Origin of the sequence: Bradyrhizobium sp. DN3 (assembly GCF_041357655.1) — a bacterium.
Lineage (GTDB): Bacteria > Pseudomonadota > Alphaproteobacteria > Rhizobiales > Xanthobacteraceae > Bradyrhizobium.
Genome location: NZ_JAULLN010000049.1, coordinates 1 through 15,785, shown reverse-complemented (window position 1 = coordinate 15,785; position 15,785 = coordinate 1). Strand labels below are relative to the sequence as shown.

At 64.8% G+C, this 15,785-nt stretch carries 15 protein-coding genes; 4 read left to right on the top strand and 11 right to left on the bottom strand.

The window, feature by feature from the left end:
* Positions 1-227: 227 nt before the first annotated feature.
* Together AAE027_RS37615 and AAE027_RS37610 are read left to right on the top strand one after the other, a co-directional pair.
* The gene (locus AAE027_RS37615) at positions 228-1,664 is read left to right on the top strand and encodes an MBOAT family O-acyltransferase (RefSeq protein WP_370990903.1); all 1,437 of its coding nucleotides are present in this window, start codon (positions 228-230) and stop codon (positions 1,662-1,664) included.
* On the top strand, positions 1,664-2,770 hold the full coding sequence (locus tag AAE027_RS37610; RefSeq protein WP_370990902.1) for a hypothetical protein: 1,107 nt from the start codon (positions 1,664-1,666) through the stop codon (positions 2,768-2,770). Before AAE027_RS37615 ends, AAE027_RS37610 begins: the two co-directional genes overlap by 1 nt.
* Before the next feature lie 222 nt (positions 2,771-2,992).
* Here the strand turns inward: AAE027_RS37610 and AAE027_RS37605 are convergent, their stop codons facing one another.
* The 3 genes from AAE027_RS37605 to AAE027_RS37595 all read right to left on the bottom strand — a co-directional run bounded on the left by AAE027_RS37605 (position 2,993) and on the right by AAE027_RS37595 (position 7,035).
* Complete coding sequence (locus AAE027_RS37605) at positions 2,993-4,180, bottom strand: pyridoxal-phosphate-dependent aminotransferase family protein (protein ID WP_370990901.1); 1,188 nt, start codon at positions 4,178-4,180, stop codon at positions 2,993-2,995.
* A 107-nt stretch (positions 4,181-4,287) separates the two neighbouring features.
* Positions 4,288-5,013: a thermonuclease family protein gene (locus AAE027_RS37600; RefSeq protein ID WP_370990900.1), complete on the bottom strand. Its 726-nt coding sequence runs from the start codon at positions 5,011-5,013 to the stop codon at positions 4,288-4,290.
* 291 nt (positions 5,014-5,304) lie between these two features.
* A complete protein-coding gene (locus tag AAE027_RS37595; protein WP_370990899.1) occupies positions 5,305-7,035 on the bottom strand; it encodes a hypothetical protein in 1,731 nt (576 codons plus the stop codon).
* A gap of 421 nt (positions 7,036-7,456) precedes the next feature.
* Between AAE027_RS37595 and AAE027_RS37590 the strand changes: the two genes are divergently transcribed.
* Positions 7,457-8,308 carry a caspase family protein gene (locus AAE027_RS37590; RefSeq protein WP_091897883.1) on the top strand — a complete coding sequence of 284 codons (852 nt, stop codon included), beginning with the start codon at positions 7,457-7,459 and terminating at the stop codon, positions 8,306-8,308.
* Between the two features lie 317 nt (positions 8,309-8,625).
* On the opposite strand, the gene AAE027_RS37585 is transcribed toward AAE027_RS37590, so the two are convergent.
* The 3 genes from AAE027_RS37585 to AAE027_RS37575 form a co-directional block, all read right to left on the bottom strand.
* Positions 8,626-9,519, bottom strand: coding sequence for an efflux RND transporter periplasmic adaptor subunit (locus tag AAE027_RS37585; protein WP_370990898.1), 894 nt, complete (start codon positions 9,517-9,519; stop codon positions 8,626-8,628).
* Positions 9,520-9,948: 429 nt separating this feature from the next.
* Positions 9,949-11,088 (bottom strand): lactonase family protein, encoded by a 1,140-nt coding sequence (locus AAE027_RS37580; RefSeq protein ID WP_370990897.1) that lies wholly within the window; start codon positions 11,086-11,088, stop codon positions 9,949-9,951.
* Positions 11,089-11,211: 123 nt separating this feature from the next.
* Positions 11,212-11,349, bottom strand: a complete 138-nt coding sequence (locus AAE027_RS37575; protein WP_370990896.1) for a hypothetical protein — start codon at positions 11,347-11,349, stop codon at positions 11,212-11,214.
* A gap of 385 nt (positions 11,350-11,734) precedes the next feature.
* Between AAE027_RS37575 and AAE027_RS37570 the strand changes: the two genes are divergently transcribed.
* Entirely contained in the window at positions 11,735-11,857 is a 123-nt protein-coding gene (locus tag AAE027_RS37570; RefSeq protein ID WP_370990895.1) for a hypothetical protein, read from the top strand.
* Positions 11,858-11,985: 128 nt separating this feature from the next.
* Here AAE027_RS37570 and AAE027_RS37565 read toward each other — a convergent pair whose 3' ends face one another.
* From AAE027_RS37565 to AAE027_RS37545, 5 genes are all read right to left on the bottom strand, one after another.
* The gene (locus AAE027_RS37565; protein ID WP_370990894.1) at positions 11,986-12,939 is read right to left on the bottom strand and encodes an MBL fold metallo-hydrolase; all 954 of its coding nucleotides are present in this window, start codon (positions 12,937-12,939) and stop codon (positions 11,986-11,988) included.
* Positions 12,940-13,152: 213 nt separating this feature from the next.
* Entirely contained in the window at positions 13,153-13,899 is a 747-nt protein-coding gene (locus tag AAE027_RS37560) for an SDR family NAD(P)-dependent oxidoreductase (RefSeq protein WP_370990893.1), read from the bottom strand.
* A gap of 67 nt (positions 13,900-13,966) precedes the next feature.
* Positions 13,967-15,172 carry an NAD(P)/FAD-dependent oxidoreductase gene (locus AAE027_RS37555; protein WP_370990892.1) on the bottom strand — a complete coding sequence of 402 codons (1,206 nt, stop codon included), beginning with the start codon at positions 15,170-15,172 and terminating at the stop codon, positions 13,967-13,969.
* Positions 15,173-15,280: 108 nt separating this feature from the next.
* Complete coding sequence (locus AAE027_RS37550) at positions 15,281-15,571, bottom strand: hypothetical protein (RefSeq protein WP_370990891.1); 291 nt, start codon at positions 15,569-15,571, stop codon at positions 15,281-15,283.
* Positions 15,572-15,669: 98 nt separating this feature from the next.
* Positions 15,670-15,785, bottom strand: a 116-nt coding sequence (locus AAE027_RS37545; RefSeq protein ID WP_370990915.1) for a helix-turn-helix domain-containing protein, incomplete at its 5' end; no start/stop codon positions are given.

Genomic DNA, 15,785 nt, shown 5'->3' with positions numbered 1-15,785 from the left:
CGGGAATCCGGGTGAGGGGGCTCTCCGCGAGTCCCGCTGCTACCGGCCCTGCGGAAGGAGCCCCTCACCCCAACCCTCTCCCCGTAAGAACGGGGAGAGGGAGAAGATGCATCACCTTATATCGTCCCGATTCCTCGAATTGCCAGCGCCGCTGCGCCAAGTCGCCGGGTTGTTGCTGGGCCGCTTGTGTGCTTTGAGGAACGATATCCCGCCGCCGGTCCAGCCTGATGCTGTTCAATTCCTATCCGTTCATCTTGTTGTTCCTGCCAGCCGTGCTGGGCGGCTATTTCTGGCTCGGGCGGCGCAGCAATCTGGCCCCGGTGATCTGGCTGGCACTGGCCTCGATCACCTTCTATGCGATCGGCAGCTGGCAATTCCTGGCCCTGTTGCTGATCTCGATCGCCTTCAACTATGGCGTCGGCCATCTCCTCATCGTGGCGAAGCTCACCCCGCCGCAACGAAAGGCAGCGCTCGCTTGTGGCGTCATCGGCGACCTCCTCGTGCTCGGGATCTTCAAATATGCCGGCTTCGTCACCGAGAACATCAATGCGCTGGCCGGCACGCATCTCGCGGTCCACATCCTGCTGCCGGTCGGCATCTCCTTCTACACCTTCACCCAGATTGCGTTCCTGGTCGATGCCTATCGCGGGCAGGTCGCGGCCTATGCGCTGCCGCACTACGCGCTGTTCGTGACCTATTTCCCGCATCTGATCGCAGGACCCATCCTCCACCACAAGGACATGATTCCGCAATTCGCGCGGAAGGAGAGCAAGTTTCCGGACGCGCATCTGATCCTGTGCGGGATCATCATCTTCGCCATCGGCCTGTTCAAGAAGACCTGCCTTGCCGACGGCATCCAGTCGCTGGTCGCGCTCGCCTTCGAGGCGCGCTCGCCGAGCTTCGACCAGGCCTGGTGTGGTGTGCTCGCCTACACGTTCCAGCTCTATTTCGACTTCTCCGGTTATTCGGACATGGCGATCGGGATCTCGCTGATGTTCGGCATCTTCCTGCCCGTCAATTTCAACTCGCCCTACAAGGCCATCAGCATCGTCGAGTTCTGGCGGCGCTGGCACATGACCTTGTCGCAATTCCTGCGCGACTATCTCTACATCCCGCTCGGCGGCAATCGCAGAGGCCGCGTGCTGCGCTACGTCAATCTGATGATCACGATGCTGCTCGGTGGTCTCTGGCACGGCGCGGCCTGGACCTTCGTGGTGTGGGGTGCGCTGCACGGCGCCTATCTCTGCATCAATCACGCTTTCAACGCGCTGGTGCCGAACGTTCCGTCGCTTCTTGCGCGGCCGGTCCGCATCGCCGGGGCCGTGCTGACGTTTCTCGCGGTGGTCGTCGCCTGGGTATTCTTCCGCGCCGAAAGCGTCGCCTGGGCGCTGCGCGTGCTTCACGCGATGGCTGATCCCTCGAATATCGTCTTCGGCCGCGAGGAGATCGCGGCGTTGGTGCTGGTCGCCATCTACGCCGCGCTGGTATGGCTGGCGCCGAACACGCAAAGCATCATGGGCTACGATCACGCCAACCGCAGGGTCGGCGAGGCCTTGCGGGCAGGGCGGATGCGGCCACTGGTTCTCTATGGCGCGTCGCTGGTGCTCGCCTTCGGGATCTTGGGCATCCAGAGCCACAGCGAATTAATCTATTTCCGGTTCTGATGCACGCGCCGTTCACACATCTGGGCCGTCTTCTGCTCGCGAGCATCGCCTGCGTTCTGGGTGCGGCGGCGCTCACCTATGTCGTCGATCCCCTGCAACTGTTCCGCCCCTCGCGTCTCACCGCCTTCTATTCCGAGGACACGCGCGTGCAGAATGCCGGGCTGATCCGCAGTCAGTCGTTCGACACCGCTTTCATGGGCACCTCGCTCGCGATCCATTTTCGCCAGAGCGACATCGATCGTGCGCTCGGCGTTCATTCGCTCAAGCTGGCGATGACCGGCTCCAATTCGCGTCAGCAGGCTTTTGTGCTGGAGCAGGCCATCGACCGCGGCGCAAGGCGGGTGATCTGGGCGATGGACGATTTCATCTTTATCGATGCCGCGGACATCGAGACGGATCCCTATCTGTCCGTCGATCTCTATCGCAGCACGGCCAAGGGGATCGCGTCCTATCTGTTCAGCGCCGCGATGGCCAAGGAATCCGTGTTCACATTGCTGCGGTCGGTCCCGCCATTGCGAGAGCCGCTGACCCGGGCGGCGCCTTATCTCCCCCTCAGGTTTGCGCTGCCCGACGTCGACGACATCTACGCGCTGCCGCGGGATTTCGACGTCGCGAGCGGCTACAATGCGCAGAAGACGCTTGCCGCCTTCGCCTATATCACCGCTCCCGCGCGCAGCCGTTTCCTCGGTGAAGGCTATGGTTACGATGCCATGGTGCGGCATTTCGAGCGCGATGCGGTCGGTCTCATCACGCGCCATCCGGACGTGACCTTCGACATCTACTTCCCGCCCTATTCGATCCTGCAATTCGTCGCCATGCGCGATGCATCACCGGAAACGCTAGAGATCGTCACCGATCTCGCCGCACGCATTGCGGAAGCCCTGACCCAGCTTCCCAACGTGCGCCTCCATGATTTCCGCGCGATCAAGGCCGTGACGCACGATCTCGGTAATTACAGCGACGTCATCCACCACTCGCCGGTGATCGATGCGAAGGTGTTGAAGTGGCTTGCGAGTGGGAAGTATCGGGTGGATCCGAAGAAGCCGACGGCATCGCTGGATGAGCTGAAAGCGCAGGTCGCGGCGTATCGGGTGCCGCAGCCCTAGCCAAACACTCCGTCGCTAGCCAAACACTCCGCTGTCGTCCCGGCGCAGGCCGGGACCCATAACCCCAGGGAGCAGTTATCACGCGAACTGGTAACTCCGAGTCTTCGTCAAACCACGTCCTGTGGCTATGGGTCCCGGATCAGCGCTCCGCCCTGACAACGCTATGCGTTGCCAGAGCTGCGCTTGTCCGGGACGACAGCGGAGTTTGTGGCGGGCGTACGCCTACACCGCCACCTCGTCGCCGAGATACGCGACCGCCGCCTCGAGCCCGCCCTTGCCGTGCGGGATCTTCAGCGCGTTGAGGCCGATCTCGATCACCCCCAACGTGCCGAGCAGCATCGGCGCGTTGACGTGGCCCATATGGGCGATGCGGAAGGCCTGGCCCGAGAGATCGCCGATGCCGGTGCCGAGCACGACGCCGCACTTCTCTTTGCAGTAGCGTTGCAGCACCGCCGGGTCATGGCCGTTGCTCATGGTCACCGTGGTCACGGTGTTGGAGCGCTCGCTGGCTTCTGCCACATTGAAGCCGAGTACCTGGCCTTCCGACCATGCGCCGACCGCGCGGCGCGCGGCTTCGCCGAGCAGGCTGTGGCGGCGGAAGGCGTTCTCCAGCCCTTCCTCGTGCAGGAGGTCGATCGCCTGGCGCAGCGCGAACAACAGATGCACCGGCGCGGTGCCGGCATATTTGCGATAGTGCTCGGTGCCCTCGCGCTCGCTCCAGCTCCAATAGGGCGTCGCCATGTTGGCTGTCTTGTGCACCTCGAGCGCACGCGCGTTGGCGGCGACGAAGCCGAGGCCGGGCGGCGTCATCAGGCCCTTCTGCGAGCCGGACATCGCGACGTCGATGCCCCATTTGTCCATCTCGAACGGCATGCAGCCGAGCGAAGCCACGGTGTCGACCATATACAGCGCGGGATGGCCGCTGGCCTTGATCGCCTTGCCGATCGCCTCGATGTCGTTCTGCACGCCCGAGGCCGTGTCGACCTGGACGACGACGACAGCCTTGATGGTGTGCTCCTTGTCGCGGCGCAGGCGCTCCGCGACCTCGTGCGGCCGCACCGCGCGGCGCCAGTCGCCCTTGAGCACCTCGACCTCGGCGCCCATCAGCGCCGCCGCATTGCCCCAGCCGATCGCAAAGCGCCCGCTCTCCAGCACCAGCACCTTGTCGCCGCGCGACAGCACATTGCTCAGCGCCGCTTCCCAGGCGCCGTGGCCATTGGCGATGTAGATGTAGGACTTGCCCTTGGTCGAAAACAGCTTCGAGATGTCACTGAGCAGCCCCGCAGTCAGGTCGGTCATCTGCTTGGAGTAGATGTCGATCGCCGGACGATGCATCGCCTGCAGCACCTCGTCGGGCATCGTGGTGGGCCCGGGGATGGCCAGAAATTCCCGGCCCGCGCGAACGGTCATTGCTGTTGGTCCTTGTGTCGTGAGAACGGACTGGTGGGTCGCTGAAACACACTTTTACGCGGCGCCGGGGTTTGAGAAAAGCGCTCAAAACGCAGGTCTGAGGTGGGTTATCGCTTCGTCTCGCGGCAGCCCGCGGCCTCCGCCTCTTCCACCGAACAGAACCAGCGGGTGCCCTTGCTGATCTTCATCTTGATCTGGGTGTACCAGCGGCTGGTCGGCTGGTGGTAGATGCATTCGCCGGCGCTGTTGACGTTGCCCTTGATGGTGCAATCAGGCGAAGGCGCGACCGGTCCCGAGGCCGAGGCGAGCAGCACCGCATGCGCCCCATCTGGCGGCTTGGTGGCGCCGAGGATGGCGGTCTTCTTGTTGCGGACCCGCCAGTCCCAGGGCGCGATGAAGGCGCCCTGCCACATCCCGGCCTTGGCCTCCCGCGCGGCGGTTTCGTCCGCGTCGTAATCATGGGACATGCGGGTGTAGGCCAGCGCCCAGCCGCTGCGCACCAGCCATTTCTGGATGTCCTCGCCGCCGACCTCGCAGCGCGCCACGGTGCGGCCGCGCCGGTCGATCGCGCGGGTATGGCACACCCAATTCTTGCCATCGGCATATTTGGCGAGCTCGTCGCGCGCAGCGACCCCACAGGTCCAGCGTTCGGTCTTGGTGTTGAGGCAAAGCTGGTCGACTGCCGGCGCGTCGATGCCGCCGAGCCGCACCCGCGTGTTGCCGATCACCACGGTATCGCCGGCGCGCACTTTTGCCATGCCGGTGATGTCGGCGGCGTCAGCCAGCGACGGGAGGGCGATGAAAGCCAGCGCAATCAGGACTTTTCGCAACATGCCGGTCCGCAAGTTCCAGGAAAATCTCGATAGACCCCGCGATTGTGGTCAGCTTTTGGCCACTCGGCCAGCGCCTGCCTAACAGATGGGCTTTCAACTTCCCGTCATTGCATGGCGCTCCTTCACCCTCCCCTGGAGGGGGAGGGTCGGCATGCGATCGAGCGAAGCAAGATTGCGTGACGGGGTGGGGTGATCTCTCCACTCGGGCACTGTTCGTCGCGGAGGGACCGTCACCCCACCCCGCTCGCGCTGCGCGCGATCGACCCTCCCCCTCCAGGGGAGGGTGAAGAGCTACCCCCGTCCTGCCATCGCTCGCCTCGCCACCGCCAGCCCCATCAGCACGAATGCCGACGTCACCTCGGGCCCGCCGACCAGAATCCGCGTCGGTGTCTTCATCTTGTTCCATTCATAGGCACGGAACGGACCGCGGCGGCCACCTTCGCCGATGGCATCGACGATCACGTTCAGCGCTGGCGCGAAGGCGCGTGGGTCCGCGCCGAGATGGCCGAGCGCGATCAGCGCCAGCGCGGCGTCGAACACATTCATCTCTGCGGCCATCAGCTCGCCTTTGACGTAGGACAGCACGCGGTGGCGGATGAAATCGAAATCGCCGTCGGGATCGATCGCGGCCTGCGCCGCCAGCGGCAGCGCCAGGAACGCGGCATAACAACGGCCGAAATAGGCGCTGTAGAGCTCCGGCAGGTAATAGATGTGCGAGCGCGGATTGGCGAAAGCACCGCTCGCGGCTAATCGCTTCTGGAAGCCGATGATGCGATGCACGATGGCGAGCCGCGATGGCGTCTCCAGAATCTTCCAGCGTGCCAGGTTGCGGAAGCTGACTTCGAGAATGTCGAGATTGAGCGTCGGATCGAGATCGTTGCCGTAAGGACGCGCGCCCGCGAGATTGTCGATCCAGGTCGCAACGCCGCCCTCATAGTCGATATTGTCGTTGAGCGGCACTGTCACGCGCGGCGCGTTGACGCCGGCGCGGACCTGGTAGCCGGCGTAGAAATCCAGCAGCGGCTGGTCGATGATCTCATCGGTGCAGCCGGCCTGCGTCGCTGCGGAGATCGAGCAGGCCGTGGTGTCGCAATCCGGCACATAGATTCCGAAGCCGAGATCCTGCTTGATCTGGGCGAAGAAGCGGGAGAAGCGGGGATGCGGCGCCGGCGCGAGCGCGGTGATGACATTGAACCGCGCGCCGTCGATGCCCTCGACCTCCTCGCGGCTGATGTTGACGCAGAAATCCACCATGTCGGCGATCGCGCGCTCCGCCGCGATCTTGTCGGCGGGTGAGGCGAGCCCGGTCTCGACATAGCTCAGCAGTGCCTCGATGAAGAACGCATCGTAATAGGCCGAGCGGTGGCGGATCTGCACCGGCTCCCACATCGGCTCGGCGACCCCTCGCCACGGCGGATGCACCACGGCGCGTGCCGGCGAGCGCGCGATGAACACGCGGGCGAGGTTGAACAGCAGCGAGGAGTTCTTGTAGCCGCGCGCGTTCAGCCCCGTGAGCGCCATGATCAGCTCGCGTCCGCGGCAATCGGGATCGCCGATCAGGTTGAAGGCGGCGTAGGTCGGCAGAAAACCGTTTCGGCGATACGAGCCGAGCAGGTGCTGTGCGCAGTCGCGGATCACGCCGTCGATCTGCGATTGTTGCGGCGCCTTACCAACGAACACGGCCGGCGGCGGCTTGGGATGGTCGAGCGCGATGCTGTCGAGGAGATCGGCCACGGGTTGGCCGACGGCCGCCCAGTCGGGCTCGGCCTCGTCGCGGGCACGGGCGAGCGCCTGGCGCAGCGCCGCTAGCCTCGCCTCGTCGCGCAGCTCGGGCAGTCCGGCCCGCCGCAGCAGCACCCGCAACGCGGGATTGCCGAGCGCGGTCTTGTAGAATTTGGCCAGATGCGGATCGCCGCCGGCCTGACCCGCCAGCACGGGATCGCAGACCTCGTAAAGCGAGGGGCCGTCCTTCCGCGCCGTCAGCGCCCGGCAGGCGGCGCCGGCAAAATATTGAAAGCTCATGAAATACCTGGTCGCGGGGCATTGGCCGGGGGCCGGCCGACACGCTCCCAGCCGCGTGCCACCCCCCTGCAAGTCGTTGAAAAAGCTACCCGGATTCGCAGGAAATACAAATGTGATGGAAGTCACGGAAAAAGCCGGCACCAAGGCTGCATGATGAGGCCCCGGAAGCCTCCGGGGGAGCCAAAAATGGAGAAATCCGAGCCAGGAAATTGACTAGCATCTTCAGCGGCTTAGCTCAAATTTTGGGCGAACTATTGCCGGGGAGGCGATATCCGGTTAAAGGTTTGTTTGGTGCGGCGCCGCAAATTGCGCGCAATTCGGGGGCACATCCCCGGCCAATCCCTCAAACCTAAAGACGCTATCGCGCTACTCAAACAGTGTGCGCGCGCTTGGCTGGTCTTTGGCACAGGAACGAACCGAGATGAATGTAAGGCAGCTCGACCTTTCCCGACGCACGATTGCCGTCGCCGCCGCCCTCATCGGCACGGTGTCCCTCGTGATCGGCGCCCATGCTGCCCTCAACATGCGCGCGATCGACGCCGCCAAGGCCGTCTCGACCGACCAGATCACCGGCTCGATCGGCCATGCCACGCATCTGGCGCTGGTCATCGGCAATGGACATTATCCCGACGCCAACGCGCCCCTGACGCAGTCGATCAATGACGCCCGCGCGCTCTCTTCGTCCCTGCGCAAGAGCGGCTTTGACGTCGACATGGTGGAAGACGCGACCAAGGACGACATGGTCCGCGCCGTCAACCGCCTGAAGTCCCGGATCAAGCACGACAGCGTCGTCATGCTGTTCTTCGGCGGTTATGGCGTGCAGGCCGGCCGCGAGAGCTACATGCTGCCGGTCGATGCCGTGATCTGGAAGGAAAGCGACGTCCGCCGCCACGGCGTCTCCATCGAGGGCGTGCTCGACATGATGAAGGAGCAGGGCGCCAAGGCCAAGCTCGTCGTCGTCGACGCCTCCCGCCGTAACCCCTACGAGCGCCGCTTCCGCTCCTACAGCCATGGTCTCGCGCCGATCAGCGCATCCGACAATGCGCTGATCCTCACCTCGGCCTCGCCCGGCAAGGTCGTCGATGACGGCAAGGGCGAGCACAGCGTGCTGGTCAGCGAGCTTCTCAACAACCTCAATGCGCAAGGTAGCAGCGCCGAAAGCGTCTTCAACAAGACCCGCGTCGCCATCTCCCGCGCCAGCGAAGGCGACCAGGTCCCGAGCGTCTCGTCGTCATTGCTCGAGGACGTCCGTTTCGGCGAAGCCGGCGGCTAGTTTTTTCGGTAATCGCAGCTCTTGTAGGGTGGGCAAAGGCGCAAAGCGCCGTGCCCACCATTCTCTCCAACATTTCGAAAGACGTGGGCACGCGGAGCCTGTCATCGGGCGCGCGTTTCGCGCGACCCGGTGGCTTTGCCCACCCTACGATAGCCGTGCCTCAGCGCACATCTGTCGCCACCTCGTCATTGCGAGGAGCTCTTGCGACGAAGCAATCCAGAAATCTCTCCGTGGAGGGACTCTGGATTGCTTCGCGGAGCCTGTCATCGGGCCGCGCTACGCGCGGACCCGTTGGCTCGCAATGACGGCGGCGATATCTACTTCGCCGCTTCCGCGCTCGCCATCACCGGGCGCACCGGATCGCCCTCGCGCAGCAGCGCGCCGGCGCGGGCGACGATGACGTCGCCATCGTTGAGGCCGTCGCGGACCTCGATATTGCCGCCCGACATCAATCCGATCTCGACGCGCTTGGTCTCGACGCGATTGCGGCGGATCACCTGCACCACGGTGCCGGCCGAAGAATATTGCACGGCCGTCAGCGGCACTGCGACGTTGCAGCTCTGCCCGGTCTTGATCAGCGCGCGCCCGCTCGCGTTGAGCAACAGGCGCTTCTGCGAGGAGATGCCGATATAGACCATGCCCTGCTGGATGTTTTGCTCGACGGTCGGCCCGATGCGGCGAATCCTGCCGTCGATGTCGCCGGCGCCGGCGATGCGCACGGTCGCCTGCTGATTGACGGCGAGCTTGCGCATGTCGGTGGTCGCGACCAGGCCGACCAGATCATATTCGCTGCGCGCCACGATCGTGAACAGGGCCTCGCCCTTGGCCGAGGCGAAATTGCCGATCTGCGCGGTCGACGTGGCGATCACGCCCGCCACAGGCGCGGTGACCTGAAGCGTGCCGCCTTCCGGCAGCGCCAGCCGCGCCAGCACCTGGCCGGCAGTGATGGTCTGGCCGGCTTCGGCCAGCACCTCGGTCACCTTCAGGCCGGGACGTTCGGGCCGCACCGAGGTTTCCTCGCGCGCGATGATCGTACCGGTGGCCTCGACGATGTCGGAGAAGCAGGATTTCGCGACCTTCAGCACCGTGACCGCCGGCCCCTTGGGGGCATCGTCCTCGGCGGCTCCAGCCGGATATGGGCCGAGAGCGAACACGCCAGCGATGGCTGCGGGAAACAGGCTTCGGGCAACGGCACGGGGCAAATGACGCATCGAAAATTCCACGGGTTCAAGCCCTTCAATCGATAGCAGATGGCAACGGGCCGGACTACGGCAGCGTTGTCCCATGGCGGGATGCCACGCCGGCGCGGGCCGCCGTGGCAAGTCTTTGATTAGTCGCGGGATTGGAGATCAGGTTCGCTCCCGCCGGGCGGGGAGGTCGCAGCGGGGCTGGCTGGCCGTCAGCTCCGGCGATCACCCAGCAGTTTGCCGGTGGCGCGATCGATCAGGTGCAGGCGCGTACAGGCCTGACACGGCACGGAAACATGCGTCCGATCGGTTGGCTCGTCGCCAAGCCGATATTGCACGTTCATGCCGGTCTGGGGGCACTTGAAGACAATTTGACGGTCCATGCCCGATGATATCGCGCCAAGGCGGGTCTCGCGAAATTACGGATGATTACGTAGGCCGGCCGCGCGTCCCTCACGGCAGGCTCAGAAACTCCACCCAGTTCGGCTTCTTGCCGGTGGGATAGGATTTCAGCTTGGCGAGCGCGCCGCTGCTCTGGTCGATCGCATAGACCGTCATGCCGTCGGAGAGTTCGCCGACGGCGGCGAGATAGCGCCCAGAGGGATCGATGTTGAAGCCGCGGGGCTGCTTCTCGGTCGGCACGCTGCCGATCGTGGTCAGCTTGCCGCTGGTTGCATCGACCTTGTAGGCGGTGAGCGTGTTCGTGGTGCGCTCGGAGGCGTAAAGGAAGCGTCCGTCTGGGGTGATGTGGATGTCGGCGGCCCAAGGCTTTTTATCGGAAGCTTTGCCGTTGAACCCTTCCGGCAGTGCGGTGGTGCGCTGGATCTCGGTCCAGGCGCCGTTCTTGGCGTCATAGCTGAACGCCGCGACGTCGCCGTTCAGCTCGTGAACGAGATAGACGAACTTGCCGCCCGGGTGGAATACGAAGTGCCGCGGCCCCGATTTTTCCGGCAGCTTGTGGGCCGGCGGATCGCTCGGCGTCAGCGTGCCGGTCGTGGCATCGAACACAAAGCTCAGCACCTGATCGGAGCCGAGATTGGTCGCGAACACGAAGCGGTTGTCGGGCGAGGGCAGGACGGCGTGCGCATTCAGCCCGGTCGGGATCACCTGCTTCGGCTCACCGGCGACGCCGTTTGCTTGAAGCGGATTCAGCGCGACCTTGTTGCCGCCATAGGAGGCGCTGAACAGGAACTTGCCGCTGCGATCGACGGCGATATTGGCCATGCTGTCGGCGAGCGGCCCGTTGCCGACATGCCTGAGCTGGCCGGACTTGGGATCGATCGCGAAGCTCACCGCGAGGTATGGCTGCGAGCGGATGCCGGCGATCAGCACGCGCTTGTCGGGCGTGATCGCGAGCGGCGTCGAGGATCCCGGCTTTTCGACGCCGGTGAAGGCGGCCGTCTGCACCGGCATCATCTCGCCGTTCTCGGCCATCTTGAACACGCTGATGTCGTTGCTGTCGGCGTTGCCGACATAAGCGAAGGTTTCGGCCATGCCGGCGCGGACTCCAGGAATGAGGGCGAGAAAGGTGAGGGTGGTGGCGATCGCAGCGCGCGGCAGGCGTGATGCGATGCGTCGGGTCGGTCTCAACATGGTTTCCTCCTCGAAGCCGGTGCGGCATTGTCGTTTTGCCGTCGAGGATAGCGGGAGGCGCGCCGTCGCACCAAATTCCAGTTGGGATCGATCGATGCCGAAATTGTATCGGTCGCTCGGAGCCTACCGCACCGCCGCCGTCACGCTGCGGGAGGGCAAATGCGGGCCGGGCGGCTGATTGGGCGGACCGAGCACGGTCCATACGGTGACCGCAAGCAGCCCGCAGGTCAGGATGGTCCAGGTGATCAGTCGTTTCCGCATCAGGCCAAATCCGGCGGTCGAATCTCGATGCTTCGGCCAACGATCGTGCACCGCAAACCGCGGCGATCCTATGACCTCGTTCACAGTGCGAACCAATGCCGCGCCAGCGCATTGAAGCATCATGCCCCGTGAAAACGATCTCGAAGGCAAGCCCGACATGGGCGGCAAGCATGGCGGTCAGCAAGGCGCCAGCCCAAGCTGCCGCCGCATCCGCATCAGGGCGAGCGCGACGAGGACGTCGTGGCAAAGCGCCACACCGGTCAAACCGGTCGCAGCTCCCCGCCGACCAAACAAGGATAGACCCGCACTCGCACCGGGAACGGCAGCCTCGCCTTGCCGTTACCCTGATCCCGCGGGCGGAGGAGATCGAAACGGAGGCTGGCACGTGTTTTGGATCTATTGGGACACCGCCTGGTCGCTGATCATCAGCGGCATCATGTTTGCGACCATCGTCAGCCATCCCGACGCCGAGATCGCCGAAGTGCGTGCAGCAAAAGGCCTGATGTAGACTCTCTGTCGTGCGACAAAGCGCGATGACATCGGGTGATCGTCATCGCGCTTCGGTTCGCGCTGAGCATGATCCTTAAACCGAAGCAAACTTTGCGCTAAGGCGGGACCGGATCATGCTTCTCGCGGTCAGTAGTCCCAGAACGCCGGCACCCAGCGAAAGTGGTCGCCGTCGACCGCCACCCGGCCGACCGATGGGAACGGCATGTGAGTGGCGACGAGGAGCTCTCCATTCGCCGCCAGCTCCCGCAAGAGACGGACGCGGACGCGGGCCGCCTCTTCGGGATCGTGCTCGAAGCCGTTGTGCCAGTCGGGGTGATCGAATCCGACGGTGAACACGGCGTCGCCGGCGAATGTCAGCCGATCGCCGCCGGATGCCAGGCGGACCACGCTGTGCCCGGGGGTGTGGCCGCCGGTGCGCGTGACCACCACTCCCGGCGCCACCTCGTGCTCGTCCTCGAAGGTGCGCAGCTGGTTATGGTACTCTTTCGCGAACCGCTTGGCGGTCGCCCGCAGCGCGTCCGGAAATCCCGGCGGCATCGCGACGTGGGAGAAATCGGGCGCCTCCCAGAACTTGACCTCGGCGGCTGCCACGTGGATGCGCAGGTCCGGGCGCAGCCGGTCCCTCACCTCGTCGACGAGCAGACCGCCAATGTGGTCCATGTGCATATGCGTCAGCACCACGTCGGTCACGGACCCAAGATCGATGCCGGCGGCTTCCAGTCGCTTGCTCAACTGCCCGGCCCGCGGCAGGTGCAAGTCGGGGTCGGACCCTAGTCCGGCGTCGACGAGGATGGTCTGGCCGCCGCTGCGCACCACGACCACGTTCAGCGCCCAATCGAAAGCATCCGGCGGCAGGAACATGTCCTTCAGCCAGGCCGCGCGGACGGCCGGGTCGGCGTTGTGGGCCAGCATCGCACCTGGCAGCGTCAGCACTCCATCGCTGATCACCAGTACGTCGATCTCGCCGATCCGCAGCGCGTAGCGCGATGGGACCAGCTCTTCGGGGCCTCTGCCGAGATGTGCAGTGTCGTGCAAGTTCATGTTCGTCTTCTCCTGGGTGTTGCGGATCGTCTGATTCATCTTTGAAAGCTCCTGCGCTCTGTCTTGACGTTCAGTTCGGGAAAAGACCGCGCGTCTTCCGTGGGCAGCGCGGTCAATGCTGGTGAGGTGTTCGGAGATCGGCGGCACGCTCATTGCTGGTGCGTGCCGTGATGATTTATCGAACGCGACGTGCGACTGCCCCAGAGCGATTGCCGTCGCTATAGAGTGATTGCTGCCAACGCATGCGCGCAGCTATGCCAGGCCCAAGCCGCCATCGATCGCGACCACCTGGCCCGTCACCCATTCTGAAGCGGGGCCGGCAAGCCGGACGATCCATTCTGCGACATCGTCCGGAACGCCGCGCCGCCCGAGCGGTATGCGCGCGCGCTCCTGATCCTTGATTGCCGCAGCCTGCTCCAGGGACAGCCCCATCATGCCAGTCAGAGCGCCAGATTCCGTGGGCCCCGCAGCGACCGCGTTCACGCGTATACCGACCGGTGCGAGCTCCAGCGCCCAGCAGCGAGTCAAGTGCTCCAATGCCGCCTTGCTGGCTGCGTAATGGGACAGTGCGCCCGCCGGCTTGTGGCCGAAAGTGCTCGAGACATTGACGATCGTGCCCTGTGTTGCCCTGAGGTGAGGCAGAGCAGCAGCGGCGAGCAGACTTGGGCCGATCACATTCACGGAGAAGATGTCCATGATCCGATCGGCCGTCGCGTCGGCCAGCGGAAGAATTGCACCTGCGCCCGCGTTGTTGACCAAGGCATCGACCTTGCCCCAGGTATCGACCGCCTTGGCAATTGTGCGCCTGGCATCTTCGGCGGAGGCGACATCGGCAACCAAGCCGGTAATGTTTGCATGCTCGGCAACCGTTTCTTCGATAGGGCCGGGACGGCGGCCGGTCACGAGCACCTTGTCGCCTTGTCTGGCGAAACGTAGTGCCGCCGCGCGCCCGATGCCCGAGCTGCCTCCCGTCACGATGACGACATTTTCACTTTTCATGTTCGATCTCCTTCTTCGCTTACAGCGCAGTCCAGCCACGATCGCGTGGCCGATGTCGTGTGAGTACCTAGAGGTCAGTCACGCGCTCCGGATCGGCCAAGGCCAGCGCGACGGCACGTTCGGCGCGCGGCGGGTAGATCCAGACGGTGTTGATCTCGCGTTTCGTCTTCTTGGCGACCTCGCCGACCATCTCCACGTTGCGTTCCCAGCCGCGCGTGAACAGCGCGCCGGCTTCGCCGAGATCGAGGCAGGTGACATAGGCCTTCTGGTGATAGGGCCTGGTCGGCAGGCCCAGCAGCTCTGCGGCCGCATTGTTGCCGGCGAAGGCGCCCATGCGCGTGGCGTGCTGGCACGACATCAGCGCGTAGTTGCCGACATCGTCGCAGGCGGCACGTGCCGCATCGCCGGCCGCGAACACGCCCTGGACGCCTGGCACCTGCAAGCAGCGGTCGACCAGCAAGCGGCCGAAACTGTCGCGCTCGGCGGGGATCTGCGCGGTCAAAGGCGCGGCACGAATGCCCGCCGCCCAGATCACGGTCTCGGTCTCGATGTGTTCGCCGCTGGACAGGGTGACGCCGGACTGGTCGAGCGAGGTGACGCCGGCACCGAGCCGGGTTTGAACACCGAGCTTGTGAAGGGCGTCCTCGATGACGGGGCGAGGACCTGCGCCCATGTCGGGCGCGATCGCATTGTTGCGCTCGACGATGATGACGCGGGTCTTCGCGTTGGCGCCGAGGATGTCGCGCAGCCGTGCCGGCATTTCGGTAGCCGCCTCGATGCCGGTGAAGCCGCCGCCGGCGACGACCACCGTGTCGCGCCCGTTCGTGGCCGGCCGCTTGGCGAGGCCATGCAGGTGCTTGTCGAGCGCAATGGCGTCGTCGAGCGAATCGACGCTGAAGCCATGCTCGGCAAGACCCGGAATGTTCGGACGGAACAGCCGGCTGCCTGTGGTCACGACGAGACGGTCGTAAGAGAGCGTCTTCTTCGTGCCCTTCGCCGTGGCGATCTTCACCATGCAGGATTTGGTGTCGACCGTCTCGGCGCTGCCTTGCACATAGGTGACGTCGATGGCCTCGAGCACGTCGCGCAGGGGCGCCGTCAGGGTCTCGGGCTTCGGTTCGTAGAGCCGCGGGCGAACCACGAGCGTCGGCTCGGGGGCCACCAGCGCGATCTCGAGCGCCTCCGGCGAGACGCCCTGGATCTCGCGCAGGCGGGCTGCGGAAAGGGCGGCGTACATGCCGGCGAAGCCGGCGCCGATGATGACTAATCGCATGAGTTTGCTCCTTGGTAAGCAGTTTCGAAAGTCCGCGCGCGAACCGTCGCTGCTCCGTTCAGGGCAGCGTCCGGCGGCGGCACGAAGAGGTGATGTGAATCTCTGGTCTTAAGGCGCTACGCAGCGCGACAGCGTCGAATTCGGCGGCCAGGCTTGGCGAAAAATGACCGACTGAGCCGCCCTCGGTCCCCAGTCCTGGTAGGGAAGGCCGGAGCCATCCCGGGTCATGATCGACATCAGCGGGTAGGCTGGGTGCAGCGCCTGCGCGGGAATCTCCACCTCCTCGCCCGTCGCCGATGTGAAGCGAACGGCCAGCGAGAGTCCGTACAAGGTTGCGGTCGCAAGGCCTCTGCGGCGCGAGGCGATCACCCGCCGGCTGATGAAGTTTTTCCAGGTCATCTTCGGTCTCCGTCGATTGGTCCGAGCATGGTGATGGTTTAGCGGATCGGATCTGCCGCTGCGCCAGAGCGATTGCCGTGATTACAGCGCGATTGCTGCTAACGCTGGCGCCTGCGCCAGTCGCTCGGGTTCTCGCCGGTCAGCTTCCTGAAGGCAGCCGCGAATGCCGTCTGCGAGGAATAGCCGAGCGCGGCTGCGATCGAGACCACCGCAT